Genomic DNA, 24,736 nt, shown 5'->3' with positions numbered 1-24,736 from the left:
GTCGACTCAGGACTCGACGAGTGCCGTCGCGTCGACCGGGGGTTCGTGCCAGGTGAGACCCGGATACCGCTTGAACCAGGACACCTGACGTCGGGCATACCGACGCGTGAGGGCCTGCGTCTCGGCGATCGCCTCGTCTTGACTGAGCCGCCCGTCGATCTGCCCCAGAGCCTGGGAGTAGCCGATGGCACGCTGCGCAGTGACGCCATCCTCGAGCCCTTGCCGCCGGAGCCCCGCCACCTCGTCGACGAGGCCTGCACGCCACATCTGTTCGACCCGTGCGTCGAGCCGTTCGACGAGGACGCTGCGCTCGACATGGAGACCGATCAGTCGGGTGTCCGCCTGCCAGAGCGACGGCTGTTCCGGCAGAGCGGCACCGTGCGTGGCGCTGCCCTGCTCGAGCACCTCGAGGGCGCGGATCACCCGTCTCCCGTTGTGGGGGTCGACGCGCGCCGCCGTGGCCGGGTCGAGCGCTCTCAGCCGGTCGAGCATCGCCCCCGCACCCTCGTCCTCGAGCTCGCGTTCGAGCCGAGCGCGGATGACCGGGTCGCGCGGCGGGAAGGCGAAGTCGAAGACGACGCTGGAGACGTAGAGCCCGGAGCCGCCGACGAGGATGGCGTCAGCACCACGGCGCTGGATATCGATGATCACGGAGCGCGCAAGAGGCTGATACCAGGCCACCGCCGCTTCCTCGTCGACCTCGCGCACGTCGAAGAGGTGGTGCGGAATGCCGCGTCGTTCAGCAGCGGCGAGCTTCGCCGTGCCGATGTCCATTCCGCGGTAGAGCTGCATCGCATCGGCGTTCACGATCTCGGCTGCGTTGCCCCGCCGGCGCAGCGCCTGGGCGAGATCGAGCGCGAGATCGCTCTTGCCCGTCCCCGTCGCGCCGACGACTGCCCAGAGCCGCGGCGCATCGTGCGTGCCGCCCGGCTCCGTACCCGTCATTCCTTGGATACCGGCTTCGTCGCGAGCAGCGGTCACCTGCCGACGCGCAGCGTCGGCAGGCCGAGAGACACCGCCCGCGTGCCGTCGGGCGCCGCAGGCGCCGGCACGGCGCACGATTCCGCCTGGGCGCGATCCCAGGCGTCCCCACCGCGCGTGCGACGGATCTTGAGCGGGGAGCCCGTCGGGTCATCGGCGAGCAGGTGGAACGGAGCCGCATGGGTGATGGTCACCGAGACGACGTCACCGGGCCGGGGAACAGCCGACCCCGGGGTCACCTCGAAGTGCACGAGGCGATTGTCTTCCCCCCGGCCGGTCAGCCTATGCGTCTCGGCGTCCTTCTTGCCCTCGCCCGTCGAGACGAGGACCTCGACCTCGCGGCCGATCTGCTTCTGGTTCTCTTCGAGCGAGATGCGCTCCTGCAGCGCGATGAGCCGGTTGTAACGTTCCTGCACGACGGCCTTCGGAACCTGGTCTTCCATGGTCGCCGCCGGTGTGCCCTCGCGGATCGAGTACTGGAAGGTGAAGGCGCTCGAGAAGCGGGCCTGTTCGACCACCCGCATTGTGTCCTCGAAGTCCGCCTCGGTCTCACCGGGGAACCCGACGATGATGTCGGTGGTGATCGCGGCATGCGGAATGCGATCACGGACGCGGTCGAGGATTCCGAGGAACCTCTCACTGCGATAGGAACGACGCATGGACTTGAGGATGCGATCGCTGCCGGACTGCAGCGGCATGTGAAGCTGCGGCATCACAGTGGGAGTCTCAGCCATCGCGTCGATCACGTCGTCGGTGAACGCAGCCGGGTGAGGACTCGTGAAGCGAATGCGCTCGAGTCCTTCGATCTCGCCCGCCGCGCGCAGGAGCTTGCCGAATGCCTGGCGATCGCCGAACTCCACGCCGTAGGAGTTGACGTTCTGTCCGAGCAGGGTGACCTCGATGGCACCGTCCTCCACGAGGAGGCGGATCTCGTTCAGGATGTCACCCGGACGGCGGTCCTTCTCCTTGCCGCGAAGACTCGGAACGATGCAGAAGGTGCACGTGTTGTTGCATCCGACCGAGATGGACACCCACCCGCTGTGCGCAGAGTCACGCTTGGTCGGGAGCGTCGAGGGAAACACCTCGAGCGACTCGAGGATCTCCAGCTCGGCGTCACCGTTGTGTCGCGCTCTCTCGAGAAGGCCGGGAAGCGACCCCATGTTGTGCGTGCCGAAGACCACATCGACCCATGGGGCCTTGTCGAGAACGGCTTGCTTGTCCATCTGGGCGAGACAGCCCCCGACGGCGATCTGCATGCCGTCCTTGCGGCGCTTCACCGAAGCGAGCTGACCGAGGGTCCCGTAGAGCTTGCCCGCGGCATTGTCGCGAACTGCGCACGTGTTGATGATCACGACATCGGCCTCGGCGCCGTCCGTGGCTCGGACGTATCCCGCACTTTCGAGCGAGCCCGAGAGACGTTCGGAATCGTGGACGTTCATCTGGCAGCCGAAGGTGCGGACCTCGTACGAACGCTGGCGCCCGTCACGGTCGAGTGCGGCTGACGACGACGCGATGATCGTCGGTTCACTGCGCGGGATAGTCATGATCTCCCCATTGTACGAGCGGTTCCCCCCTCGCTGCCGCTGCCGCTGACCGGCCGGCGCCGGGCGAGGTGCGCGCCCTCCCCGGTGTCAGTCCGAATCGACGAATCGGACCCGCGACGACGAGCCGGAAGATTCCTCGGCGAGGGCCGTCTTCGCAGCCGTCATCGCGATGGAACCGTTGTACCCGCGACGTGATAGCTGACCGACGAGGCGTCTCAGAGCAGTATCCGGGTCGAGGCGGGACATCGATCGTGCTTTCGAGCGAGCGTACTCGAGTGCGCGCTCCGCGTCGTCGTCGGGAACATCGCCCAATGCCGCGTCGATCACATCGCGGGGAATCCCCCGCTGCGAGAGCACCCGCGAAAGAGCGACCCGCCCCTGTCCTTTTCGCTCGATTCCCGACATCACGAGCTGATCGGCGAGAACCGCGTCATCGAGGTAGCCGCGGCGACAGAAGTCGTCGATCACGTCGTCGATCGACCCGGAGTCGAGCCGGACGCCGTTCTCTTCGTAGCCCCTGAGCACCATCCGCGCCTCGGACAACGAGAGCGATCGAGCCCTCAGCTTGCGCACGAGAAGCTCCTCGGCGTCGACGCGCAGCTTCGACGGATCGACGCCGCTCTCATCTGCTGAGTCGTCGTCGTGTGGTTGCAGTGCACGCAATCGGGGTGCAGACCGAGCCGCAGCGCCTCGAGCAGGATGCCGTTCGCTGGGCCCACGAGAGTCGACGAGTGGAGCTGGAGCCGAGTCGCCGGTGGATGCGACTCCCACCGCCGTCGATTCCACGAGGCCTGCGTCTTCCGCGGCGCGGCGGGTACCTGCATCGGACCCGACAGAGCTTCGATCGACCGGCTTCATCCGCGCGGAATCACGGCCGAACAGAGGGATGATGGGGGCGAGCTCCTGAGGCTCGCCCCCGCCATCACTCATGGTTCGCTCCGGTTGCGCCACAACCGCGAACCATCACGATCATGCCGGGCGGCGCTCGGCGAGCTCGTCAGCATGTGCCTCGGTGGCTCCTCCGATGCCGAGCTTCTGCTTGATCTGGGTCTCGATCGCCAGCGCGATGTCGGGGTTCTTGAGCAGGAACGTTCGCGCGTTCTCCTTGCCCTGTCCCAGCTGGTCACCGTCATAGGTGTACCAGGACCCGGACTTCTTGACGATGCCGTGCTCCACACCGAAGTCGATCAGGCTGCCCTCACGGGAGATGCCGACGCCGTAGAGGATGTCGAACTCAGCCTGCTTGAACGGCGGAGCCATCTTGTTCTTCACGACCTTGACCCTCGTACGGTTTCCGACTGCGTCGGTGCCGTCCTTCAGAGTCTCGATTCGGCGGATGTCCATTCGGACGGACGCGTAGAACTTCAGCGCCTTTCCACCCGCGGTGGTCTCCGGCGAGCCGAAGAAGACACCGATCTTCTCTCGCAGCTGGTTGATGAAGATCATCGTGGTGTTCGTCTGGTTGAGCCCACCGGTGAGCTTTCGCAGCGCCTGAGACATCAGACGAGCCTGCAGACCCACGTGGGAGTCACCCATCTCGCCCTCGATCTCGGCTCGAGGCACGAGCGCGGCCACGGAGTCGATGACGATCAGGTCGATCGCCCCGGAGCGGACGAGCATGTCCGCGATCTCGAGCGCCTGCTCACCCGTGTCGGGCTGCGAGACGAGAAGGGCGTCGATGTCGACACCGAGCTTCGCGGCGTAGTCAGGGTCGAGCGCGTGCTCGGCGTCGATGAAGGCAGCGATTCCGCCAGCGCGCTGAGCGTTGGCGATCGCGTGGAGGGTGAGCGTCGTCTTACCCGACGACTCAGGACCGTAGATCTCGACGATTCGTCCACGCGGCAGTCCTCCGACGCCGAGGGCGACATCGAGAGCGATGGAACCGGTCGGAATGACGGCGACAGGCGCACGCTCGTCGCTGCCCAGTCTCATGACCGAGCCCTTTCCGAACTGACGATCGATCTGGGCGAGGGCGGTCTCGAGGGACTTCTCGCGGTCAGCGGGTGATGGCATGACGTGCTCCTTATGCTCGCGTGGTGCCGCCTGTAGGCTGTCGCGGTCCTCCCGGCTGGGCGGAACTCTCCGACAAGGCGTATGGCTCTTCGGCTTGTTCTTCACCGTAGGAGGAGCCTCCGACATTGCGTCGTCAGCACCGCGAAACAGGGAGAGAAACGTCTCTGAACCACTTGTGCAGAAGACTACGCCCGTTTCGAACACATATTCGACGACACGCCGTCTCGGCGTGTCGCAAATCGAAACCGCCTCGAACGCGGCCCTCGCCGCGAACGCCTCAGAGGGTCATCGCTTGCGCGGCTCCAGACGACCTGCACCGTGTCGCCGCTCCAGGGGGACATCCGTCTCGGCGCACAGCGCCAGCCAGATCTCGCGCGGTGCGACGCCAGCGTCCAGCGCTTCGTCGGCAGTGCGCCCGGCGAGCTGAGTCAGAACGAGGTCGCTGATCAGAGATGACCCGCGACCGCCGAATTCCGCATCGACTGCGCGGAGGAACTCACTACGTCGCATCAGAGGCTATGAGAGTCCGACGTTCAGTGGAGCGACAGCTCGGGCTCGACAGAAGCCACGAGGTCGTCCGGAACGACATCAGGGAAGACCTGAATGCCTTCGAGGACCGAGATCCGGTCGCCGACCTCTCGCATGATGATCGAGATGGGAACATCCAGAGCGTCAGCCACCGAGGCGAGAATCTCACTCGATGCTTCCTTCTGGCCCCGCTCGACCTCGCTGAGATAGCCCAGCGCCACAGAAGCCTTGCTTGCAACCTGCCGGAGCGTCCGCCCCTTCTGCAGGCGGAAGTCCCTCAGCACATCGCCGATTTCCTGTCGTACAAGAATCATCGGAACCTCCTCCCAGATCGCCTTCTCGAGGTCTCCCTCGAAGAGACCGCCAGTCTAGTCCTACCGACCTTCACAAAATCTACCTTCGCACGCTGTGCTTTCGGTGTGAGCACATAGGACATAACGGAGCGCACCCATCCCCTATTCCCGCAGAACCCGAGCGAGCATATCGATCGCCGCGTCGACCGCCTGCGCCCGCACCTCGGCACGATCACCGGCGAATCGAAACAACTCGGTCACCGAGGAATCCGGCGTCACCACGGCCACATGCACCGTGCCGACCGGCTGACCGTCAGGTGAGTCCGGCCCCGCGATACCCGTGGTCGAGACGCCGACGTCGGCAGGGGCCCCGTCGACGTTCAACGCACCGCGCACCCCCGCCGCCATCTGAAGAGCGACGTCGGGGTGGACAGGACCGTGCGCGTCGAGCAGCGCGTCGTCGACGCCCAGCAGCGTGTGCTTCACCGGAGTGGCGTACGCGACGATCGCTCCACGGAGCGAGGCAGACGCCCCCGGCACGGAGACGAACTCGGCCGCGAGAGCACCGCCCGTCAACGACTCCGCGACACCGAGCGTCCAGCCACGCTCGACCAGCGCGGCGAGCACGGCCGACGCAGATGTCACGAGGGCTGCCGCGCGCCTCGTACCTGCGCGACGATGTAGTCGATTCCGCTCGCCACGGTGAGGATCAGCACGAGCACCATCAGGATGGCGGTCACGAGCAGCCACGGCTCCAGCCCGATCACGACGTGCAACGGAAGCAGCGCCCAGGACAGGGCCACCGCCTGCACTGCCGTCTTGATCTTGCCCATCCAGGCCGCAGCCACGACGTGCTCCTTCGCCACCATGAGACGGTGGATCGTGATGCCCCACTCCCGAATGAGGATGATGATCACCAGCCACCAGTTCAGCTCGCCCAGTATCGCGAGACCGATGAAACCCGCGCCGGTGAGCAGCTTGTCGGCGATCGGGTCCCAGAGCTTTCCGAAGTCGCTGACGATCTCGTAGCGGCGGGCCAGGTAGCCATCGACCCAATCGGTCGAGATCGCGACGATGAAGAGAACAGCGGCGATCCAGCGGACAGCGATGTCGTCGAGTCCGAACGTGCCACCGATCAGCAGGAGGACGAAGAAGATCACCGCGAGCGGTATGCGCGCGACCGTGATCGCGTTGGGAAGCTGCCGTGGAATGGCCATCAGTCGCGTCCCGTCAGTCCCCAGGCGTCTTCGTCGCCATCGTCTTCAGCCTCGACCACAGGGAGTCCCTGGAACTGCGCCTCGACCGGGTCGTGCGGCGTCCCGGCAGCAGTCGCGGCCGAGGAGGGGGCAGGCGGCTTCGGCGGAGTGTCGTCGCCTCGCAGCTTCGCCATGACCTGGGGCAGCTGTTCGGCCGTCGCCAGCACATCGCGCGCCTTCGATCCTTCTGACGGGCCGACGATCTCTCGCGACTCGAGGAGGTCCATCAGGCGACCGGCCTTCGCGAACCCGACGCGGAGCTTGCGCTGCAGCATCGACGTCGACCCGAACTGCGACGACACGATGAGTTCGGCCGCGGCGAGAAGAAGCTCGAGATCGTCGCCGATGTCCTCGTCGACCTCCTTCTTCTTCGTGGGCTCCAGCGCTTCCTGGACGTCGGCGCGGTAGTCCGGACGGGCCTGACGCGTCACGTGCTTGACGACCGCGTCGATCTCCTTCTCATCGACCCACGCACCCTGCAGTCGGAACGGCTTGGACGACCCCATGGGCGAGAACAGCGCATCGCCCTGTCCGATCAGCTTGTCGGCGCCGGGGCTGTCGAGGATCACGCGACTGTCTGTGACGCTCGTGACGGCGAACGCGAGGCGCGAGGGGACATTCGCCTTGATCAGACCGGTCACGACATCGACGCTGGGTCGCTGCGTCGCTAGCACGAGGTGGATACCGGACGCGCGTGCGAGCTGGGTGATGCGGACGATCGAGTCCTCGACGTCGCGCGGGGCGACCATCATCAGGTCCGCCAATTCGTCGACGACGACGAGGAGGTACGGGTAGGGCTTGAGCACGCGTTCGCTTCCCACGGGAAGCTCCACCTCGCCGGCGCGGACGGCACGGTTGAAGTCGTCGATGTGACGGAACCCGAACGACGCGAGGTCGTCGTACCGCATGTCCATCTCCTTCACGACCCACTGCAGCGCTTCCGCCGCCTTCTTGGGGTTCGTGATGATGGGTGTGATCAGGTGCGGCACCCCGGCGTAGCTCGTCAGCTCCACGCGCTTGGGGTCGATCAGGACCATCCGCACATCCGTGGGTCGGGCGCGCATGAGCAGACTCGTGATCATCGAGTTGACGAAGCTCGACTTTCCGGAGCCGGTGGAACCGGCGACAAGCAGGTGAGGCATCTTCGCGAGGTTGGCGATGACGATGTTCCCACCGACGTCCTTTCCGACGCCGATCGTCATCGGGTGGGTGCTCTTGTGCGCTGCCGGAGACCTGAGCACATCGCCGAGCGCGACCATCTCCTTGTCGGCGTTCGGAATCTCGATTCCGATCGCGCTCTTTCCGGGTATCGGCGAGAGGATCCGCACATCGTTCGATGCGACCGCATACGCGAAGTTGTTGCTCAGCTGGAGGATCTTCTCGACCTTGACGCCGTGCCCCACCTCGACCTCGTACTGGGTGACCGTGGGGCCACGCGAGAAACCAGTGACCTTCGCGTCGACCTTGAACTGTGTCAGCACGCTCGTGATCTGCTCGATCACCTTGTCGGTCGCCTCGGAGCGCGCGACCGGTGGAGGCCCTTCGACCAGAAGACCTGGCGACGGCAGCACGTACGGGGCGACGGGGGCCTGGGGGCCTCGCTCCCCCGGCCCGGCCGTGCCGAAGCCGTCGAGACCCGGAAGCTCCGGCATCTCTCCGGTGTCGGACTCGTCGTCTAGCAGTGCGGTGGTCTGCTGCCCTGCCAGGGATTCCGTCACGGACCGCACGTCCGTCAGCACCTCGGTCGCCGCGTCATACGGATCTTCCACGACGACGGCCTGATCGTAAGCCGGAGTCGGCTCGGAGGTCGTCAGCAGCGCGGTGATGTCGTCGGAGCCCAGCGTCCCCTCGTCGGGGTCTTCCTCACGGCCGGTCTTGTTCCGCCGCCACCAGGGAAGGACGTCGGGGTCGTCGACCTTGTCGGACTCGTCGATCGCCGCGGCTTCCTTCGCAGGCTTCTCGGTGCGCTCAGCGTCGAACATCCACGCGTAGAGGTCGCCCAGGCGCTGCCCGATACGGTTCGGCGGAGTCTTGGTCAGGATCAGGATGCTGAGTCCCGCCAGCAGGGCCAGGACGATATAGGCACCCACCGGAGTGAGATACGAGAGCGGCTCACCGATCATCCAGCCGAAGAGACCGCCCGCTTCGCTGAGCGCAGGCATGCCGTCCCGGGGCTGCGCACGAACGAGCAGTCCGGCGGAGTCGACTCGACCCGCTGCGATGTGGCAGAAGCCTGCCAGGGTGAGCACGAAGAGTCCGAAGCCGATGCCGATGCGCCCGTTGTCGTGGACGGACGAGGGATGGCGGAACAGCCACCCTGCCAGCAGCAGCAGCAGCACGGGCATGACGAAAGCCACGCGCCCGACCAGAAGCCCCACCGAGTAGGCGCTGATGTTCGACGCGACCTCGTTGCCGATGAAGAACCATTCGTTGACCGCTCCGGCGATCGCCAGAAGCACCAGCAGGAAGGGGAATCCGTCGCGCCGGTCATCCTTTTCGAGCGTCTCCGGGCCGAATGCCCGGAACAGGCCACCGACGCCGTGGGCGAGCCCGTTCCACGCTCGTACCGCCACCGGAGGCTTGTCGATCTCGTCGATGTACTTCTTCGGCGCAGCCTGGGCCTTCGGCGCAGCCTGCCGCTTCGGGCGAGGCGTGGCGCTCTCGGACGCGCGCGCGGACTTCGTGGTACTCCTGGCCATGCTCTCACGTTACGGCCAGAGGCCGACATTCACCCGTAATGACGCGGCATTCCGGCCGGTTCCCGGGCCCGCGAAGGGAGATCAGGACGTGCGATGCACCATCGTGTCACGGAGATCCCCCGCGTCGGTGACCACGAAACCCTCCGACCGATACAGGGCGTGCGCAAAGTTGTCCCGTTCGACGCTGAGGCTGATCCGAGGGTGCCCCTGCTCGCGCGCGTGGGTGACGAGGCGTCGAAGCAGGGTCCGTCCGACTCCGTGCGCCCGCCAGATCGGCTGCACTCCGATGATGAGCTCGGGCACCGCGGTTCCGACGAAACCGAAGCCTGCGTCGTCCGGTGCGAGCATCCGATACCACGCCGCACCGATGGGTCGCAGATCGGAGTCGAGCGCGATGAAACCGGCATCCGCCGGCCGCATCCACCCCGCGATGTAGCGCCGGTGCTCGACGGCGCTGAGAATCTCATGCCGAGCGCGTGCCCCGCCCGAGCGCCAGTTCGCCGCCTCGACGACCATGTCGCCGAGGAAGCTCCCGTCCGCCTGGTCGGCGGGTCGAATCGAGAAGACGTCCGGCATGGGGTGAGCCTAGGCCGTTCGCGTTACAGCCGAGTGTCGGTCGACTGGGAACCCGCGAACCACCGGGCTCCGATCACGCTTCGATGACCAGCGGGACGATCATCGGACGACGACGGAGCTTCTGGTTGACCCAGCGCCCGATGGTCCGACGGATGACCTGCGAGAGCGCATGCGTGTCGCGCACGCCGTTGCCGGAGGCCTCCTTGAGGGCGGCGATGATCTTCGGGGTGACGTCATCGAAGACGGAATCGTCTTCGGCGATGCCGCGCGCGTGGATTTCCGGACCGGAGATGATGCGACCGGTGGCGGCATCGACCACGACGATCACGGAGACGAAGCCCTCTTCAGCCAGGATCCGACGATCCTTGAGGTCTGCGTCCGTGATCGCGCCGACGGTCGAGCCGTCGACGTACACGAAACCGAGATCGAGCTGGCCGACCACTCGGGCGTCGCCGCCCTTCAGGTCGATGACCGTGCCGTTCGAGGCGATGATCGTGCGCTCGGCCTCGATGCCCGTGTCCTGCGCCAGCTTGGCGTTGGCGATCAGATGGCGGTACTCGCCGTGCACCGGCAGCACGTTCTTGGGTCGCAGGATGTTGTAGCAGTAGATGAGCTCACCCGCTGCGGCATGGCCCGAGACGTGCACCTTGGCGTTCGCCTTGTGCACCACGTTCGCGCCGAGCTTGGTCAGACCGTCGATCACGCGGTACACGGCATTCTCGTTGCCGGGGATGAGGCTCGAGGCCAGGATGACGGTGTCACCCGGTCCGGGCTCGATCGCATGGTCGAGGTTGGCCATGCGACTCAGAACGGCCATGGGCTCGCCCTGCGAGCCGGTGGACATGTAGACGATCTTGTCGTCCGGAAGGTCGCGGGCCTTCTTGTAGTCGATGAGAAGACCGCTCGGCACCTTCAGGTATCCGAGGTCCTCGGCGATCGTCATGTTGCGCAGCATGCTGCGTCCGAGCAGCGCGACCCGTCGGCCGTGCGCATGCGCGGCGTCGAGAACCTGCTGCACGCGGTGCACGTGACTCGAGAAGCTCGCGACGATGACCCGGCGAGGCGCCTTGCCGATGACCTGATCGAGCACGGGGCCGATCGAGCGCTCCGTGGGAGTGAACCCGGGCACGTCGGCGTTCGTCGAGTCGACGAGGAACAGGTCGACCCCTTCCTCGCCGAGGCGGGCGAACGCGCGGAGGTCGGTGATGCGTCCGTCGAGCGGAAGCTGGTCCATCTTGAAGTCGCCGGTCGCCAGCACGAGGCCCGCGGGAGTGCGGATCGCCACGGCGAGTGCGTCCGGGATCGAGTGGTTGACCGCGACGAACTCGAGGTCGAACGGTCCGACCTGCTCCCGCTGGCCCTCCTTCACCGTGAGGGTGTAGGCCTTGATGCGGTGCTCCTTGAGCTTCGCCTCGACCAGCGCGAGCGTGAGGCCCGATCCGATCACGGGGATGTCGCTCTTCAGGCGCAGCAGGTAGGGAACGGCACCGATGTGGTCCTCGTGCCCGTGGGTGAGGACGACTCCGACGATGTCGTCGAGGCGGCTCTTGATCGGCTCGAAGTCCGGCAGGATCAGGTCGACTCCGGGCTGGTGCTCCTCCGGGAAGAGCACTCCGCAGTCGACGATCAGGATCTTGCCGTCGAACTCGAAGATGGTCATGTTGCGACCGATCTCACCGAGTCCGCCGAGCGGAGTGACCCGCAGCGTCCCCTCGTCGAGAGCTGCGGGTTCTGCGAGCGGGATGGACATGCTGTCTCCTCAGTCGGACACTCCACGCGTCCGTTCGTTCATGGTGACGCGCCTCGGCGCGTGCGTTCTCAGCGGGTCGTGCCGTGCACCTTCGGCAGGGCGCCGCCCGCGGCCGCGTTGCGGTCGGGGCGGAAGTTGGAGAAGTCTGCTCCCGGAACGTCCCTCACGAGATCGAGCTCGTCCTCGATGAGCGCGGCCTCCCACTCTTCGGGACCCACCAGGGGCAGACGCACGCGGGGGCTGGAGATCCGGCCCAGGCCGTGCAGGATGTACTTCGCGGCGACGGTTCCCGGGACATGCGTCATGACCGCGCGCACGAGCGGCTCGAGCCTCTTGTGCTCTGCCGTGGCCGTCGTCAGATCGCCTCGGTTGACGGCGTCGATGATGGTGCGGTACGGAGCCGCCGCGACGTTGGCGGTCACGCCGATCAGGCCGGTCGCGCCGATGGCGAGATGCGGCAGAACATTCGCGTCGTCTCCCGAGAAGTACATGAGGTCGGTCTGGTTAAGGACGCGGCTCACCTCGGAGAAGTCGCCCTTGGCGTCCTTCACGGCGAGGATGTTCGGGTGCTTGGCGAGGCGCAGGATGGTCTCGTACTTGATCGGCACGCCGGTGCGACCGGGGATGTCGTAGAGGATCACCGGCAGGTCGGTGGCGTCGGCCACCAGGCGGAAATGCGTGAGGATCCCGGCCTGGGTCGGCTTGTTGTAGTACGGCGTGACGATCATGATGGCGTCTGCGCCGGCCTTCTCGCTCGCCTTGTAGAGCTCGATCGCGTGCGCGGTCTCGTTGGATCCACCGCCGGTGATGATCTTGGCGCGTCCGGCCGAGACCGACTTTCCGACCTCGACGAGCTTGAGCTTCTCAGGGTCCGTCAGGGTCGAGGTCTCGCCGGTCGTTCCCGTCACGACGATTCCGTCAGCACCGGCGGTGATGACGTCATCGATGTGCTTCTCGACGGCGGGCCAATCGACTTCGCCGTCGGCCGTCATCGGAGTGACGAGCGCGACGAGAACCTGTCCGAAGGGGTTGCCCGAGTGCGTCATGCCCCCAGCGTATCGGTTCGAATGCCGCTCACCCAGACGAGGGACGGCGGATGACATCTCCCCGGACGATCGCGACCATCATCTTGATTGGGATCCACATAGGCTCGACTCCATGGCATGGGTTACACGCGAATCGTCGACGGTGTACGAGAACCGGTGGATCGAGGTTCGGGAGGACCAGGTCACGGGGCCCGGGGGCGATGGCATCTACGGCGTGGTGACCATGCGGCATCCGGCGGTCTTCGTCGTCGCACTCGATGACGAGGACCGCGTCTGCCTCATCACTCTCGAGCGCTACACGACCGGAGTGTCGATAGAGATTCCTGCCGGAGGAAGCGACGGCGAAGAACCGCTCGCTGCAGCGCAGCGCGAGCTGCTCGAGGAGACGGGCTTCGTCGCCGAGGACTGGACGGAACTCGGAACGATGAACGCCCTGAACGGGATCGCCCACGCCCCCGAGCACGTGTTCCTCGCTCGGGGTCTGACTCCGTCCGACGACTCCACTCACACGCAGGCGGAGGAGGGCATCGACGCCGTCACCTGGGTACCGTTCTCCGACGTCCTCGGCATGATCTCCGATGGCCGCATCACCGATGGAGAGACCGTGGCGGCGATCGGATACGCCGGTATCCGTCTGGGCAGATTCCGCTGATCTCCTAGCGCCCTCATTCGCGCACGGCGCGCCCACAGCGGGACGCGGTCGACGTTCAGATCAGACGCGGCCGCGACGTGCGACGCCGGAGGTCAGCGCGCTCGGAAGCAGGGACGCGACAGCGACGATCGCCTTGTAACGCAGCGACGGGATCGAGACGGCCCTTCCGCGCGCCGCGTCACGGAGCGCCTCGCGGACCACATTCCGCGCGTCGAGCCACATGAAGCCGGGAACGCCCTCGTGCCCCGGTTCGAGTCCCATCCGCTCGTGGAAGGTCGTGTGCGTGAAACCCGGGCAGACGGCGGTGACCGTCACTCCGTCGGGTGCGTACTCGACATTCGCCCAGCGGCTGAATCCGATCAACCAGCTCTTGCACGCGGAATACGTGGAGCGCGAGATGAACCCTGCGACGGACGCGACGTTGATGATCCGGCCCCCACGGCCGCGCATCGTCTGAAGCGCCGCGTGCATGAGCCGCATCGACGCCTCGACGTGAACGCGCAGATGGCGCACCTCGTCGTCGATGTCGTTGTCGGCGAACTGCAGCGGGAGGCCGAAGCCTGCATTGTTGATGAGAAGGTCGACCGGATCGGAGGCATCACGGAGACGGTCGGCCACGCGCTCGACATCCTCGTCGATCGACAGGTCGGCGGGAAGCACCTCGACCGCGACACCGTGCTCGCTGCGCAACTCGGCCGCCACGACCTCGAGATCGCCGGCGGAACGTGCGACGAGGATCAGATCGGCTCGGCGCCGGGCCAACTGGCGCGCGAACTCTGCGCCGAGGCCGGCGCTCGCTCCGGTGATCAGTGCGGTGGGCATCAGCGCTCGTATCCCAGGAAGCGGAACCGGATGCCGGAGCGCGACGTCTGCCACTCCCCCTCGTTCACGAGCCGCCACCCGGCTTTGGACGGCGCATACGCGTCGCCGGAGACCTCGATGTCGAGCTCGGTGACTTCGAGGCGGTCGGCGTCGGCGATCACCAGGCGGAAGATCTCGGCGCCGCCGATGATCCATACCTTCTCGTGGCCGCGCACCGCGTCCGTGACGGTCGCGGCACGACGGGCGCCGTCCGCGGACCAGTCCTGCTGGCGGGTGATGACGATGTTCTCTCGCCCTGGAAGCGGGCGGAAGCGCTCAGGGAGCGAGTCCCACGTCTTGCGACCCATGATCACGGGAGCGCCGAGGGTGACTTCCTTGAAGTGAGCGAGATCCTCGGGGACGTTCCAGGGCATGCCGCCCTCTGCTCCGATGACGCCGCCGTGCGCCTCGGCCCAGATCAGCCCGACCCAGGTCATACCGCGACCGCCGCCCTGATCGGAGCGTGGTGCTGGTAATCCTCGACGACGAAGTCCTCGTAGTCGTAGTCGAGGATCGACTCGGGCTTCCGGGCGAACCTCAGCGTCGGGTATGGATACGGTTCGCGCGTGAGCTGTTCATTCACCTGGTCGAGGTGATTGTCGTAGATGTGGCAGTCACCCCCGGTCCAGACGAAGTCGCCAGGCTCGAGTCCCACCTGCTGGGCGATCATCAGCGTCAGCAGGGCGTAGGACGCGATGTTGAACGGGACGCCGAGGAACAGGTCGGCGCTGCGCTGATAGAGCTGGCAGGAGAGCTTGCCGTCCGCCACGTAGAACTGGAACAGGGCGTGACAAGGAGCAAGCGCCATGTCGGGGATGTCGGCCGGGTTCCAGGCAGACACGATGAGTCGCCGGGAGTCGGGCGTCTGCCGGATCTGCTCGATCACCTGAGCGAGCTGATCGATGCTCTCACCCTCCGGCGTCGGCCAGCTGCGCCACTGCACTCCATAGACAGGACCCAGATCGCCGTCGGCATCGGCCCATTCGTCCCAGATGGTGACGCCATGCTCCTGCAGCCACTTCACATTCGAGTCGCCCCTGAGGAACCAGAGGAGCTCGTAGGCGATCGACTTGAAGTGCACCCGCTTCGTGGTGATGAGCGGGAAGCCCTCGGAGAGATCGAAGCGGATCTGCCGCCCGAAGACGCTGGTGGTGCCGGTTCCTGTTCGATCGGACTTGTGAGTGCCGGACTCCAGCACGTCTCGGAGAAGGTCTTCGTACGGCGTCGGGACGGCTGCGCTCATGTGTGCCAGACTACCCGCCCTGGGGGCTGTCGAGTCGGATCGTCACGATGCGACATATCGGCCCGGGCGGTGCCGGATCACCCGTATTCTCGACGCATGTCACCCGCCGTCGCCCTTCTCCTCGCCGCAGCGCTGCTCGTGCTCGCCGGCACGATCGGTGTCGTGCTGAGACTTCTCGACGGACGGCGTCGCGGAGGCGGCCATCTGCGCTTCGATCCGAACGACGCGGGCGTGTCGCGCCTGGGCGCGAGAGCGACAGTCGTGCAGTTCAGCACCGAGATGTGCACCCGCTGCCCCCAGGTACGACGCATGCTCAGCAGCTACGTCGCAGAATCGGAGGGCCTGGACCACGTGGAGGTCGACCTGACGCATCGACCGGATCTGTCGGCTCGATACAAGGTCATGCAGACACCGACGACCTTCATCGTCGACGGATCAGGAGCCGTCCGCGCACGCTTCCATGGCGTGCCCCATCGACACGCGCTGAACGACGCGCTGGCAACCGTATGACGAGGACGGAAAGCGCATGACGACACCGGCCGGCATCGATCCCCGCGGCCCGCGATTCGCAGCGACGGTCACGACAGTGCTGCTGCTCGTCGCGACATATCTGGCGCTGGTCGGCATCTCGACCGCACGGACCTTCGGCTGGTTCGCCTATCAGCCGCTCGACTCGGCCGACATCGGCTCGGCCACGTGGGCCGTGACGTCGGCGACCCTTGCACAGCGCGCGCTGGACCCGGGGTTCCTCCTCACGATCGTGATCGCCTTGCTGTTCCTGTGGGGCGTCCTGTCACCCGCGACTGCACCATGGGGCGTCGTGTTCCGCAGGGTCATCCGTCCGAGACTGGCCGCTCCGACCGAGCTCGAGGATCCGCGTCCACCGCGGTTCGCCCAGGGTGTCGGTCTCGTCGTCGTCACGATCGGTCTCGTGCTGCACCTCGCCGGGGTCCCGTGGGCGCTGCCCATCGCGACCGCCGCCGCTTTCATCGCCGCCTTCCTCAATGCGGCGTTCTCCTTCTGCCTCGGATGCCAGATCTATCTGCTGCTGCAGCGAGCAGGCATCCTCGGTCGCGCGGCGTCGACCGCCTGAGCGCTGTTCCGCCGCACGCCCACGCTCGATAGGCTGGCCGCACACGCGACCCGCATCGAGCAGCGCGCGATACAACGGAGGAATCATGCCCGTCACCAGCGAAGCCACCACCACCTGGACCGGATCCCTCACCGAGGGCTCGGGCACAGTCGCGTTCTCCTCGTCGAAGCTCGGGACCTTCCCGATCAACTGGAAGGCCCGCAGCGAGGGCAGCGACACCACCACCACGCCTGAAGAGCTGATCGCCGCAGCCCACGCGTCGTGTTTCAGCATGGCGCTGTCTCACGCGCTGTCCGAGAACGGCACTCCGCCGGAGCGCGTCAACACGAGCGCGTCCGTCACCTTCAAGCCCGGTGTCGGAATCAGCGGAAGCCACCTCAACGTGAACGCGGTCGTCCCCGGGCTCAGCCCTGAGGAGTTCCAGTCGATCGCTGCCGAGGCGAAGGTCGGCTGCCCCGTATCGCAGGCGCTCGCCGGCATCGAGATCACGCTCGAGGCCACGCTCGCCTGACGTCGGTCATCCGCGAGCGATGCGAATCGCCTCGCGGATGCTGGCGCGAGCGTCCTTGCGGCGGCCAGCGGCATCCTGGACGACGCCGAGTCGGTAGCGCGCGCGCCAGTCCGTCGGCTCCGCATCCGCCTCCCCCGCGTATCTCGCGATGAGCGGGTCGGCGTCGGCACGAGCGATTCGGCCACTCGGCGTCAGCTCGGACTCCGCCGCGGGCATACCGCCCTCGGCATCGAGCTCACGCCCGAGCCGGTCGGCAGCGAACCCGAACTGCATCTCTCGGACGAGCGCCCATGCCCCGATCGGGGCGAGAACGATCAGCGCGACACCCATGCCGATGGACACCGGTGTGCCGACAGCGAAGAACATCACGGCCAACCAGATGGCGACGGCGAGGTAGACCAGCAGTGCGGCGGCCATCAGGCCGACGCCGATCCGCGACATCACGAGCGGATGCCGATGTCGATCATGCTCTCGAGCCCGACGAAGACGCCGATCGCCTGGGCCGCGAACGGCACCGCGAGACGGATGCCCGGGGCGTAGGCGAGTGCGGGGTCGACCGTGTCATGCGTGAACGTGAGGGACTCACCGGGGCCGGACAGGACGACCTCCTGTTTGGCGATGACGCCGGGACGCCGGAGCGAGTGGATCGGCACGCTGCCGACCTGCTGTCCGCGCGCTCGCTGGTCGGCGTGCGGTGCGCTGACGGGACCCTGTTCGGCGCGTGCGGCGGCGATGAGCTCGGCCGTGCGCACCGCAGTGCCGCTCGGCGAATCCACCTTCGCCTCATGGTGTGCCTCGACGATCTCCGCCGATCCGAAGAACGGCGCGGCTGCTGCGGCCAGAGCCGAACCGAGCACCGATCCCAGCGAGAAGTTCGGGATGAAGACAGCCCCGGTTCCGGCGTTCTCCACCAGAGGACGCACGAGTGCGATCCGCTCGGTGGACCATCCCGACGTGGCGACGAGAATGTTGATCTCACGCTCGACCGCAGCGCGCACGACGTCGACACTGACCTGAGGCGTGGTGGCGTCGATCACCAGATCCGCACCGTCGAGTTCGGCGAGGTCGCTACGAGACGTCAGCACGCGCGTCACCTCGAAGCCCTCGAGCTCGTCGATCACCGCACCGATGATCGATCCGAGCTTCCCGGTTCCGCCGACGAGTGCTACCTGGGTGGTCATGCGTTCAGTCTATTTCGCGACGTCGATCCGCCCGGCGCGGCGGGCCGGAACTCAGGGAATCAACGGGGAATCAGACGGGCATCGCATCGGGGATGCCGGTGCGCAGCTCGACCGGGAGGTGCCCGGTGTCGTTGTGAGTGAGGAGCGTCCAGGGCCGGCCCTGTTTCTGGGCGATCACCGTGAGGCCGCAGTGCGCCTGGTTCAAGGTCATCCATCGCCACTCGGGGGCACCGAGGACCTCACGCACGAACCACGAGATCACGAAGTTGTGCGTGATGAGAACCTCGTGCACGTCACCCGGTTTGCGCACCAGGAACTCGTTGACCGCGTCGAACATCTGAGCACGCCCGGCATCGAGCTCCGCCTCGGTCACCGAGCCGAAGAACGGTTCGTAGGCGGCCGGGGTCTCGTCGGTCATCCCCGTGGGCACGCAGTCGAACAGCAGTGCGGTCGGCTCTGGATCGACCGACGGGAGCCGCTCGGCGATCGCACGGGCCGTCTCGTTGGCGCGCAGGAGCGGAGAGTGCCAGACGGCGTCGAGCGGGAGTCCCGAGAGCCGATCTGCGATGAGTTCGGCCTGACGCTGGCCACGCGGCGACAGGGGTCCGTCGGCGAGACCGTGCTCGGCGTCCTGATGTTCACCATGTCTGACCAGATATATGTAATGCGTCACAAACTCGCTCGCTTCATCGACAGCGTCCGCCGGGATTCACTCCACCCTATGCCAGGTCTGTGACAGAGGCGTTACGACGCTCAGTTGCCGGCGCGAGTGAGCTCGGTGACCTGTGCGCGCGACAGCGTGACGCCGGCGCCCTGCATCAGCTCGTCGACGTGCTCGGTCGCGAAGGTGTTGACGATGGGCGCCGCGATGGTCCGCTGCGCGAGCAGCCACGCGATGGACACGGCGGCCACGGGAACCTCGAGTTCGGTCGCGACCTGGTCGAGAGCCCGCAGGATCTTCGTGCCACGCCTGTTGAGATGCCCCCGCAGCTGCTCCCCGCGTACGCCCCGCGAGGTCAGCGCCTTGCTGCGGTGGCGACCGGAGAGGAAACCGTGCTCGAGAGCGTGCGACGGCGTGACCGCGAGGTTCTGCGCACCCGCCACCAGACGCAGGTCCCCTTCGAACGGCTGACGGCGGACGAGGTTGTACGGCGAATCGATGACCTCGATGCGTGGGTACCCGGCCGAGGCGAGGATGCGCGCCTCCACGAGCCGCTCGGGTGCGAAGCCGAATGCGCCGAGTGCGCCGATCTTGCCCGCGTCGACCATCCACTCGACCGTCGCGAGGGTGTCCTCGAGATTCGTCGTGCGGTCGAGCGTCGCGTCGAGGTACAGCACGTCGATGCGCTCGACGCCGAGCCGCGTGAGCGACCCCTCGACAGCGCGGACGAGGTTCACCGAACCGAGACCCGGATTGTCTGCGTGAGCACCGATCCGCACACTCAGCAGGGCGCGGTCGCGTCGCCCTCTGGACTGCAGCCATTGGCCGATGATGTGCTCGCTGCGACCGCCGGAGAATCCGTCGGCGGTGTGGATGGCGTTGCCACCGAATTCCACGTAGCGGTCGAGGATTCCATGGCTCGTCTCGAGGTCGACGTTCCAGCCGAACTCCGCCGCACCGAGCATGAGCGGAAAGGTCTCGAGTCCGGTCTCTCCGAGAGGGACGCGGATGGTCTCCCCTATTCCGGGTCCGACGATCGGGATGGGAGCGGACGGGTGCTCTGCGGCGCCCTGCTGCGCGCGATCGGCCGGCGCTCCTGCGCCTACACTGAACAACCGCATATCCTCACCCCCGCGTCAATCGGTGCGTACCGACCTGCGTCACTGCCTGAAATGCACCCCCCGGTGCGTACTTCGAGAGTAGGCGAGATCTGCGAACTCCCCGACCAATACGGGGAACGGCGCAAGAACTTCCCATAACGGTTTGATCACATCGGATACGACGAAGCCCGGACCGTCCGTGAGGACAGCCCGGGCCTCGTGTCGAAGCGCTGGCGATTACTCGGCAGCGGCCTCGTCAGCAGGAGCTGCGTCCGCTGCGGGGGCGTCGTCGAGCACGGGCTCGAGCGACAGCTTGCCGCGGTCGTCGATCTTCGTGATCTTCACGAGGATCTTCTGGCCGACGGACAGGACGTCATCGACGTTCTCGACGCGCTTGCCACCGGCGAGCTTGCGCACCTCGGTGACGTGCAGCAGGCCGTCCTTGCCGGGCAGCAGCGAGACGAACGCACCGAACGTCGCGATCTTCACGACGGTTCCGAGGAACTGCTCTCCCACCTCCGGGTTGGTCGGGTTCGCGATCGCGTTGACCTGGGCACGGGCAGCCTCGGCCGAGGGGCCGTCGGTCGCGCCGATGTAGACGGTGCCGTCCTCCTCGATGGAGATCTGCGCGCCGGTCTCGTCCTGGATCGCGTTGATCGTCTTGCCCTTCGGGCCGATCAGCTCACCGATCTTGTCGACCGGGATCTGCACGCTGATGACGCGCGGCGCGGTCGGCGCCATCTCGTCGGGAGCGTCGATCGCGGCGTTCAGCACGTTGAGGATGGTCAGACGGGCGTCGCGCGCCTGGGTCAGCGCGCCGGCGAGCACCGACGACGGGATGCCGTCGAGCTTCGTGTCGAGCTGGATGGCCGTGACGAACTCGCTGGTACCGGCGACCTTGAAGTCCATGTCGCCCAGTGCGTCCTCTGCGCCGAGGATGTCGGTGAGGGCCGCGTAGCGCGTCTCTCCGTCGACCTCATCGGAGACGAGTCCCATCGCGATGCCCGCGACGGCTGCGCGCAGAGGCACACCCGCGTTCAGCAGCGACAGGGTCGACGCGCAGACGGAACCCATCGACGTCGAGCCGTTGGAGCTCAGCGCCTCGGAGACCTGACGGATCGCGTAGGGGAACTCCTCGCGGCTGGGCAGCACCGGCACGAGCGCGCGCTCGGCGAGGAAGCCGTGCCCGATCTCGCGACGCTTCGGCGAACCGACCCGGCCGGTCTCACCGGTCGAGTAGGGCGGGAAGTTGTAGTGGTGCATGTAGCGCTTGCTCGTGGTCGGCGACAGCGAGTCGATCTGCTGCTCCATCTTGAGCATGTTCAGCGTGGTGATTCCCATGATCTGGGTCTCGCCGCGCTGGAAGATCGCGGAGCCGTGTACGCGCGGGATGACCTGGACCTCGGCGTCGAGCGGACGGATGTCGGCCAGGCCGCGGCCGTCCATGCGCACGCTCTCGGTGAGGATGCGGCCGCGGACGATCTTCTTCGTGACGGACTTGTACGCTGCGGAGAACTCGATCGGGGCTCCAGCGGGCAGGTTGCCTGCTTCGACCGCTTCGATGAGCTGCGCCCTGACGCGGTCCTTGACCTCGTCGTCCTTGCCCTGACGCTCCTGCTTGTCGGCGATCTGGTAGACGTTCACCAGGTCGTCGTAGGAGCGCTCGGCCACGAAGTCGTAGACCTCGCTGGAGTACGGCGGGAAGACCGGGTACACACCCGGCTCCTTCGACGCGCTGGCGGCGAGCTCGGCCTGAGCCTTGACGAGCTGAGCGATGAAGGGCTTCGATGCCTCGAGGCCCTGCGCGACGACAGCCTCGTCGGGCTTGGTGGCGCCGGCCTTGATGAGGTTCCAGCTGCCCTCGGTGGCCTCAGCCTCGACCATCATGATCGCGACATCTTCGGTGCCGTCGGACTTGGTGACGACGCGACCGGCGACGATCAGGTCGAACACGGCCTCGCTGACCTGCTCAGCCGTCGGGAACGCGACCCACTGGTCCGCGTGCTCGCCGTGGCCGGGGATGAACGCGAGGCGCACACCGGCGACGGGACCCGAGAACGGGAGACCCGAGATCTGCGTCGACGCGGAAGCCGCGTTGATCGCGAGGGCGTCGTAGAACTCGCCCGGGGCGATCGACAGGACGGTGATGACGATCTGGACCTCGTTGCGCAGGCCGTCGACGAACGACGGACGCAGCGGACGGTCGATCAGACGGCAGACGAGGATCGCCTCGGTCGAGGGACGTCCCTCACGACGGAAGAACGAGCCGGGGATCTTGCCTGCTGCGTAGGAACGCTCTTCGACGTCGACCGTCAGCGGGAAGAAGTCGAAGCCCTCGCGCGGGTGCTTGCCTGCGCTGGTGGCCGAGAGGAGCATGGTCTCGCCGTCGAGGTACGCGGCGACTGCGCCCTGAGCCTGCTGCGCGAGGCGGCCGGTCTCGAAGCGGATGGTGCGGGTGCCGAAGCGGCCGTTGTCGAGAACGGCCTCGGTGGCGGTGATTTCAGGACCTTCCAAGAGGTCTCTCCTTCTTTGTTTAGACTCGCGAGTCCGTGTGACGCGCGAGCGCATTCATGAAGGAGCGGATTCAGCCGGATACGGGCGCGCGGGCATTCCCGCGAATCTCACCTGCGCTGGCCACCAGTAGAAAGCCACCCGACGTCGCGCCGAGGAACCCACCACAGGGGACCAGCTCTCCGCCGATCGCTCCATGAGTCGATATGAAGTTGTGCGGTCGACACACGTCGACCTCCTCCAGCCTATCAGCGCGCCCTTGAATGTCCTCCGTTTCCGTCCGCGGCGGGTTCGTTCAGTGGACCTTGACGTCCTGCGGAGCGCTCGATCGTCCGAGATAGACGTAGTCGTCGTGCTTCGCGACCCGGCCATCGCCGGCCGCCCGACCGTGCAGTCGTCGCCACACCCAGGGCAGCGCATGGCGGCGCCACCACAGTCCCGCGCCGATCTGCTCGTTCTCATGCAGCGCGGCATCGAGCACCCCCAGCGCGTCGGCGTGCGGCACCGAGAGGACCTCGCCCGCGCGATACGCGAGGAATCTGTGACCACGACTGCTGAGGTGGACGAGGTCCTCCCCCCAGTTCGGGCGATCCGGAAGCGACGGGTACAGGTCGGTGTCGATCAGGATCGCGCCCGTCCGCGCGGCGATGCCGGACAGTGCCGTGGCGAATGCCGCGAACCTCCTGGTGTAGATCCCGGCCGCTCTCCGACGGGGCAGGAACGGAGTGACGAGCAGCACGTCGGCCCCGATGTCGCGGAGCCGGGTGACCGCGCCCTCGAGCTCCGCGGCGAGCGCGGGCACGTCGACCGTCGACTTAACCAGATCGTTGGCGCCGATCAGGATGGACACGAGGTCCGGCTGCAGTTCGAGCGCTCGATCGAGCTGGGTGCCGCGCACATCACGCACACGCTTCGACCGGACGGCGAGGTTCGCATACCGGAGACCTCCGCGTGCGGCGAGCAGCAGGGCGAGCCGGTCGGCCCATCCACGGAGCGCACCATCCGGTGCCGGATCGCACAGGCCTTCCGTGAGCGAGTCCCCCAGCGCCACGTAACGCCGCCAGGTGCGCGCTTGCACCGGGGCGATGGGCTCCGGCCGCGTCAGGCGGCGAGCGCGCGCTCCCTCATCGATCATCCTGAGCTCTCGGGCCTCCTCGTAATGCCCCATCAGCTGAGAACAGACGTTCGCCCAGCTGCGACCCTGCACGGCCTCGCGTCCTGCTGCGCCGAACGCCCGGCGTTTGCGGCCGTCGCCGGTGAGGTCGACCACGCGCATCCGCAGGTCGCCGAGATCGCCGGGACGGTAGAGCCATCCGTCGATTCCCATCCGGACGAGGCCGAGGGGGCCGCCGCGACCGGTGGCGACGACGGGCACCCCGCTGGCGTGGGCCTCCTGGAGGGTCTGTCCGAAGGTCTCGCTCTCTCCCGGGTGCACGAACACGTCGAAGGATGCCATGGCTGCTGCGAGCGCGTCGCCTTCGAGGTGCCCGAGGAAGCACGCACCGGGCATCAGGGACTCGAGTCGAGGCCTGCTCGGTCCGTCCCCCACGATCACGAGGCGCGCACCGGGGATCGTCTGCAGCACTGTCAGGTCTTCCACCTGCTTCTCGGGTGCGAGCCTGCCCACGTAGCCGATCACGACCTCGCTCGTCCACTCCGCGCGCAGTGTCGCGCTCCGGCGGGCCGGCTGGAACTGCTCGGCATCCACGCCTCTCCCCCACAGACGGATGCGATCCACACCGAGCTGCGCGAGCTGCTGCGCCGAGTCGGGCGACGGCGCGAGCGTGATGGTCGCGCGCCGATGGAGCCGCGCGATGTGCGATTCGGCGACACCGGTCGCCACAGGGATGCGATACCTCTGCGTGTATGCCGCGACATCGGTCTGGTACGCGGCGACGGCGGCGACGCCGATGTGCTCTGCGGCGAGCGCGCCTCGCCATCCGAGGGCGAAGGGCGAAGCCAGGTGGATGACATCGGGGCGGAAGCGTCGCAGCGATGCCGCGACCTGACGTGCAGGCGGGGTCCCCACGCGCACACTGCGGTACCCCGGCAGCGCGAGGCTGGGGACCGCTTCCACAGCGGCTCCGTGCACCTCCCCGGGGATGCCGGTCCCATCGGGCGCGATCACATGCGCATCATGGCCAGCACGTTCGAGGTGACTGAGGATCTGCAGGACGGATCCGGTGACACCGTTCATGTGCGGAAGGAAGGACTCTGTCACGATCGCGACTCTCACG

25 protein-coding genes are annotated in these 24,736 nt (G+C 66.9%); 4 read left to right on the top strand and 21 right to left on the bottom strand.

Translation table 11 applies throughout. From position 1 onward, the window contains the following. Window positions 1-6: 6 nt before the first annotated feature. From miaA to dapA, 12 genes are all read right to left on the bottom strand, one after another. Complete coding sequence (gene miaA / locus ASE34_RS08370) at window positions 7-945, bottom strand: tRNA (adenosine(37)-N6)-dimethylallyltransferase MiaA (RefSeq protein ID WP_056278521.1); 939 nt, start codon at window positions 943-945, stop codon at window positions 7-9. A 32-nt stretch (window positions 946-977) separates the two neighbouring features. Then, entirely contained in the window at window positions 978-2,525 is a 1,548-nt protein-coding gene (gene miaB / locus ASE34_RS08365; RefSeq protein ID WP_056278519.1) for a tRNA (N6-isopentenyl adenosine(37)-C2)-methylthiotransferase MiaB, read from the bottom strand. 87 nt (window positions 2,526-2,612) lie between these two features. Then, window positions 2,613-3,188: a regulatory protein RecX gene (locus ASE34_RS08360; protein ID WP_056278517.1), complete on the bottom strand. Its 576-nt coding sequence runs from the start codon at window positions 3,186-3,188 to the stop codon at window positions 2,613-2,615. Window positions 3,189-3,494: 306 nt separating this feature from the next. Then, a complete protein-coding gene (recA, locus tag ASE34_RS08355) occupies window positions 3,495-4,538 on the bottom strand; it encodes a recombinase RecA (RefSeq protein WP_056278514.1) in 1,044 nt (347 codons plus the stop codon). A gap of 285 nt (window positions 4,539-4,823) precedes the next feature. Further along, window positions 4,824-5,048, bottom strand: coding sequence for a DUF3046 domain-containing protein (locus ASE34_RS08350; RefSeq protein WP_053095835.1), 225 nt, complete (start codon window positions 5,046-5,048; stop codon window positions 4,824-4,826). Between the two features lie 23 nt (window positions 5,049-5,071). Beyond that, window positions 5,072-5,380, bottom strand: a complete 309-nt coding sequence (locus ASE34_RS08345; RefSeq protein ID WP_042541772.1) for a helix-turn-helix domain-containing protein — start codon at window positions 5,378-5,380, stop codon at window positions 5,072-5,074. A 141-nt stretch (window positions 5,381-5,521) separates the two neighbouring features. Next, entirely contained in the window at window positions 5,522-6,004 is a 483-nt protein-coding gene (locus ASE34_RS08340) for a CinA family protein (protein WP_056278512.1), read from the bottom strand. Beyond that, complete coding sequence (gene pgsA, locus ASE34_RS08335; protein WP_053095833.1) at window positions 6,001-6,576, bottom strand: CDP-diacylglycerol--glycerol-3-phosphate 3-phosphatidyltransferase; 576 nt, start codon at window positions 6,574-6,576, stop codon at window positions 6,001-6,003. Before pgsA ends, ASE34_RS08340 begins: the two co-directional genes overlap by 4 nt. Next, window positions 6,576-9,314 carry an FtsK/SpoIIIE family DNA translocase gene (locus ASE34_RS08330; RefSeq protein WP_056278509.1) on the bottom strand — a complete coding sequence of 913 codons (2,739 nt, stop codon included), beginning with the start codon at window positions 9,312-9,314 and terminating at the stop codon, window positions 6,576-6,578. Before ASE34_RS08330 ends, pgsA begins: the two co-directional genes overlap by 1 nt. A gap of 81 nt (window positions 9,315-9,395) precedes the next feature. Continuing rightward, the gene (locus tag ASE34_RS08325; protein ID WP_056278507.1) at window positions 9,396-9,890 is read right to left on the bottom strand and encodes a GNAT family N-acetyltransferase; all 495 of its coding nucleotides are present in this window, start codon (window positions 9,888-9,890) and stop codon (window positions 9,396-9,398) included. Window positions 9,891-9,963: 73 nt separating this feature from the next. Next, entirely contained in the window at window positions 9,964-11,640 is a 1,677-nt protein-coding gene (locus ASE34_RS08320) for a ribonuclease J (protein ID WP_053095830.1), read from the bottom strand. A 68-nt stretch (window positions 11,641-11,708) separates the two neighbouring features. Then, a complete protein-coding gene (gene dapA, locus ASE34_RS08315) occupies window positions 11,709-12,686 on the bottom strand; it encodes a 4-hydroxy-tetrahydrodipicolinate synthase (protein ID WP_053095829.1) in 978 nt (325 codons plus the stop codon). 112 nt (window positions 12,687-12,798) lie between these two features. On the opposite strand from dapA, the gene ASE34_RS08310 reads away from it, so the two are divergent. After that, a complete protein-coding gene (locus ASE34_RS08310) occupies window positions 12,799-13,338 on the top strand; it encodes an NUDIX domain-containing protein (protein ID WP_056278504.1) in 540 nt (179 codons plus the stop codon). 60 nt (window positions 13,339-13,398) lie between these two features. On the opposite strand, the gene ASE34_RS08305 is transcribed toward ASE34_RS08310, so the two are convergent. From ASE34_RS08305 to ASE34_RS08295, 3 genes are read right to left on the bottom strand one after another with little or no spacing between them, the layout of a single operon-like run. After that, window positions 13,399-14,160, bottom strand: coding sequence for an SDR family NAD(P)-dependent oxidoreductase (locus ASE34_RS08305; RefSeq protein ID WP_056278502.1), 762 nt, complete (start codon window positions 14,158-14,160; stop codon window positions 13,399-13,401). After that, window positions 14,160-14,636: a dihydrofolate reductase gene (locus ASE34_RS08300; RefSeq protein WP_053095826.1), complete on the bottom strand. Its 477-nt coding sequence runs from the start codon at window positions 14,634-14,636 to the stop codon at window positions 14,160-14,162. The genes ASE34_RS08305 and ASE34_RS08300 overlap by 1 nt, the downstream gene beginning before the upstream one ends. Beyond that, a complete protein-coding gene (locus ASE34_RS08295) occupies window positions 14,633-15,442 on the bottom strand; it encodes a thymidylate synthase (protein WP_056278499.1) in 810 nt (269 codons plus the stop codon). Before ASE34_RS08295 ends, ASE34_RS08300 begins: the two co-directional genes overlap by 4 nt. 96 nt (window positions 15,443-15,538) lie before the next feature. Between ASE34_RS08295 and ASE34_RS08290 the strand changes: the two genes are divergently transcribed. The 3 genes from ASE34_RS08290 to ASE34_RS08280 all read left to right on the top strand — a co-directional run bounded on the left by ASE34_RS08290 (window position 15,539) and on the right by ASE34_RS08280 (window position 17,046). Then, window positions 15,539-15,952 carry a thioredoxin family protein gene (locus ASE34_RS08290; protein ID WP_053095824.1) on the top strand — a complete coding sequence of 138 codons (414 nt, stop codon included), beginning with the start codon at window positions 15,539-15,541 and terminating at the stop codon, window positions 15,950-15,952. A 16-nt stretch (window positions 15,953-15,968) separates the two neighbouring features. Next, on the top strand, window positions 15,969-16,535 hold the full coding sequence (locus ASE34_RS08285) for a DUF4395 domain-containing protein (RefSeq protein ID WP_053095823.1): 567 nt from the start codon (window positions 15,969-15,971) through the stop codon (window positions 16,533-16,535). Between the two features lie 85 nt (window positions 16,536-16,620). Further along, a complete protein-coding gene (locus ASE34_RS08280; RefSeq protein ID WP_056278497.1) occupies window positions 16,621-17,046 on the top strand; it encodes an OsmC family peroxiredoxin in 426 nt (141 codons plus the stop codon). A gap of 6 nt (window positions 17,047-17,052) precedes the next feature. On the opposite strand, the gene ASE34_RS08275 is transcribed toward ASE34_RS08280, so the two are convergent. From ASE34_RS08275 to ASE34_RS08250, 6 genes are all read right to left on the bottom strand, one after another. Beyond that, window positions 17,053-17,487, bottom strand: a complete 435-nt coding sequence (locus ASE34_RS08275; RefSeq protein ID WP_056278494.1) for a hypothetical protein — start codon at window positions 17,485-17,487, stop codon at window positions 17,053-17,055. Then, a complete protein-coding gene (gene dapB, locus ASE34_RS08270; protein WP_053095820.1) occupies window positions 17,487-18,227 on the bottom strand; it encodes a 4-hydroxy-tetrahydrodipicolinate reductase in 741 nt (246 codons plus the stop codon). The genes ASE34_RS08275 and dapB overlap by 1 nt, the downstream gene beginning before the upstream one ends. 70 nt (window positions 18,228-18,297) lie before the next feature. Continuing rightward, a complete protein-coding gene (locus ASE34_RS08265) occupies window positions 18,298-18,900 on the bottom strand; it encodes a histidine phosphatase family protein (RefSeq protein WP_053095819.1) in 603 nt (200 codons plus the stop codon). An 80-nt stretch (window positions 18,901-18,980) separates the two neighbouring features. Continuing rightward, a complete protein-coding gene (locus ASE34_RS08260) occupies window positions 18,981-20,009 on the bottom strand; it encodes an aldo/keto reductase (RefSeq protein ID WP_056278491.1) in 1,029 nt (342 codons plus the stop codon). Window positions 20,010-20,225: 216 nt separating this feature from the next. Then, a complete protein-coding gene (locus ASE34_RS08255) occupies window positions 20,226-22,502 on the bottom strand; it encodes a polyribonucleotide nucleotidyltransferase (RefSeq protein ID WP_053095817.1) in 2,277 nt (758 codons plus the stop codon). A 292-nt stretch (window positions 22,503-22,794) separates the two neighbouring features. After that, entirely contained in the window at window positions 22,795-24,720 is a 1,926-nt protein-coding gene (locus ASE34_RS08250) for a GDSL-type esterase/lipase family protein (RefSeq protein ID WP_230100570.1), read from the bottom strand. Window positions 24,721-24,736: the final 16 nt, after the last annotated feature.

Source organism: Microbacterium sp. Root280D1, assembly GCF_001428975.1.
Lineage (GTDB): Bacteria > Actinomycetota > Actinomycetes > Actinomycetales > Microbacteriaceae > Microbacterium.
The sequence above is the reverse complement of the archived record's forward strand: the minus strand, read 5'-3'. Positions and strand labels throughout refer to the sequence as shown.

What these genes read in the sequence shown, in the direction of transcription:
- miaA (WP_056278521.1), bottom strand. Translation starts at nt 945, where the DNA reads ATGACGGGTACGGAGCCGGGCGGCACGCACGATGCGCCGCGGCTCTGG.
- miaB (WP_056278519.1), bottom strand. Translation starts at nt 2,525, where the DNA reads ATGACTATCCCGCGCAGTGAACCGACGATCATCGCGTCGTCGTCAGCC.
- recA (WP_056278514.1), bottom strand. Translation starts at nt 4,538, where the DNA reads ATGCCATCACCCGCTGACCGCGAGAAGTCCCTCGAGACCGCCCTCGCC.
- ASE34_RS08350 (WP_053095835.1), bottom strand. Translation starts at nt 5,048, where the DNA reads ATGCGACGTAGTGAGTTCCTCCGCGCAGTCGATGCGGAATTCGGCGGT.
- ASE34_RS08345 (WP_042541772.1), bottom strand. Translation starts at nt 5,380, where the DNA reads ATGATTCTTGTACGACAGGAAATCGGCGATGTGCTGAGGGACTTCCGC.
- pgsA (WP_053095833.1), bottom strand. Translation starts at nt 6,576, where the DNA reads ATGGCCATTCCACGGCAGCTTCCCAACGCGATCACGGTCGCGCGCATA.
- ASE34_RS08330 (WP_056278509.1), bottom strand. Translation starts at nt 9,314, where the DNA reads ATGGCCAGGAGTACCACGAAGTCCGCGCGCGCGTCCGAGAGCGCCACG.
- ASE34_RS08325 (WP_056278507.1), bottom strand. Translation starts at nt 9,890, where the DNA reads ATGCCGGACGTCTTCTCGATTCGACCCGCCGACCAGGCGGACGGGAGC.
- ASE34_RS08320 (WP_053095830.1), bottom strand. Translation starts at nt 11,640, where the DNA reads ATGTCCATCCCGCTCGCAGAACCCGCAGCTCTCGACGAGGGGACGCTG.
- dapA (WP_053095829.1), bottom strand. Translation starts at nt 12,686, where the DNA reads ATGACGCACTCGGGCAACCCCTTCGGACAGGTTCTCGTCGCGCTCGTC.
- ASE34_RS08310 (WP_056278504.1), top strand. Translation starts at nt 12,799, where the DNA reads ATGGCATGGGTTACACGCGAATCGTCGACGGTGTACGAGAACCGGTGG.
- ASE34_RS08305 (WP_056278502.1), bottom strand. Translation starts at nt 14,160, where the DNA reads ATGCCCACCGCACTGATCACCGGAGCGAGCGCCGGCCTCGGCGCAGAG.
- ASE34_RS08300 (WP_053095826.1), bottom strand. Translation starts at nt 14,636, where the DNA reads ATGACCTGGGTCGGGCTGATCTGGGCCGAGGCGCACGGCGGCGTCATC.
- ASE34_RS08295 (WP_056278499.1), bottom strand. Translation starts at nt 15,442, where the DNA reads ATGAGCGCAGCCGTCCCGACGCCGTACGAAGACCTTCTCCGAGACGTG.
- ASE34_RS08290 (WP_053095824.1), top strand. Translation starts at nt 15,539, where the DNA reads ATGTCACCCGCCGTCGCCCTTCTCCTCGCCGCAGCGCTGCTCGTGCTC.
- ASE34_RS08285 (WP_053095823.1), top strand. Translation starts at nt 15,969, where the DNA reads ATGACGACACCGGCCGGCATCGATCCCCGCGGCCCGCGATTCGCAGCG.
- ASE34_RS08280 (WP_056278497.1), top strand. Translation starts at nt 16,621, where the DNA reads ATGCCCGTCACCAGCGAAGCCACCACCACCTGGACCGGATCCCTCACC.
- ASE34_RS08275 (WP_056278494.1), bottom strand. Translation starts at nt 17,487, where the DNA reads ATGTCGCGGATCGGCGTCGGCCTGATGGCCGCCGCACTGCTGGTCTAC.
- dapB (WP_053095820.1), bottom strand. Translation starts at nt 18,227, where the DNA reads ATGACCACCCAGGTAGCACTCGTCGGCGGAACCGGGAAGCTCGGATCG.
- ASE34_RS08260 (WP_056278491.1), bottom strand. Translation starts at nt 20,009, where the DNA reads ATGCGGTTGTTCAGTGTAGGCGCAGGAGCGCCGGCCGATCGCGCGCAG.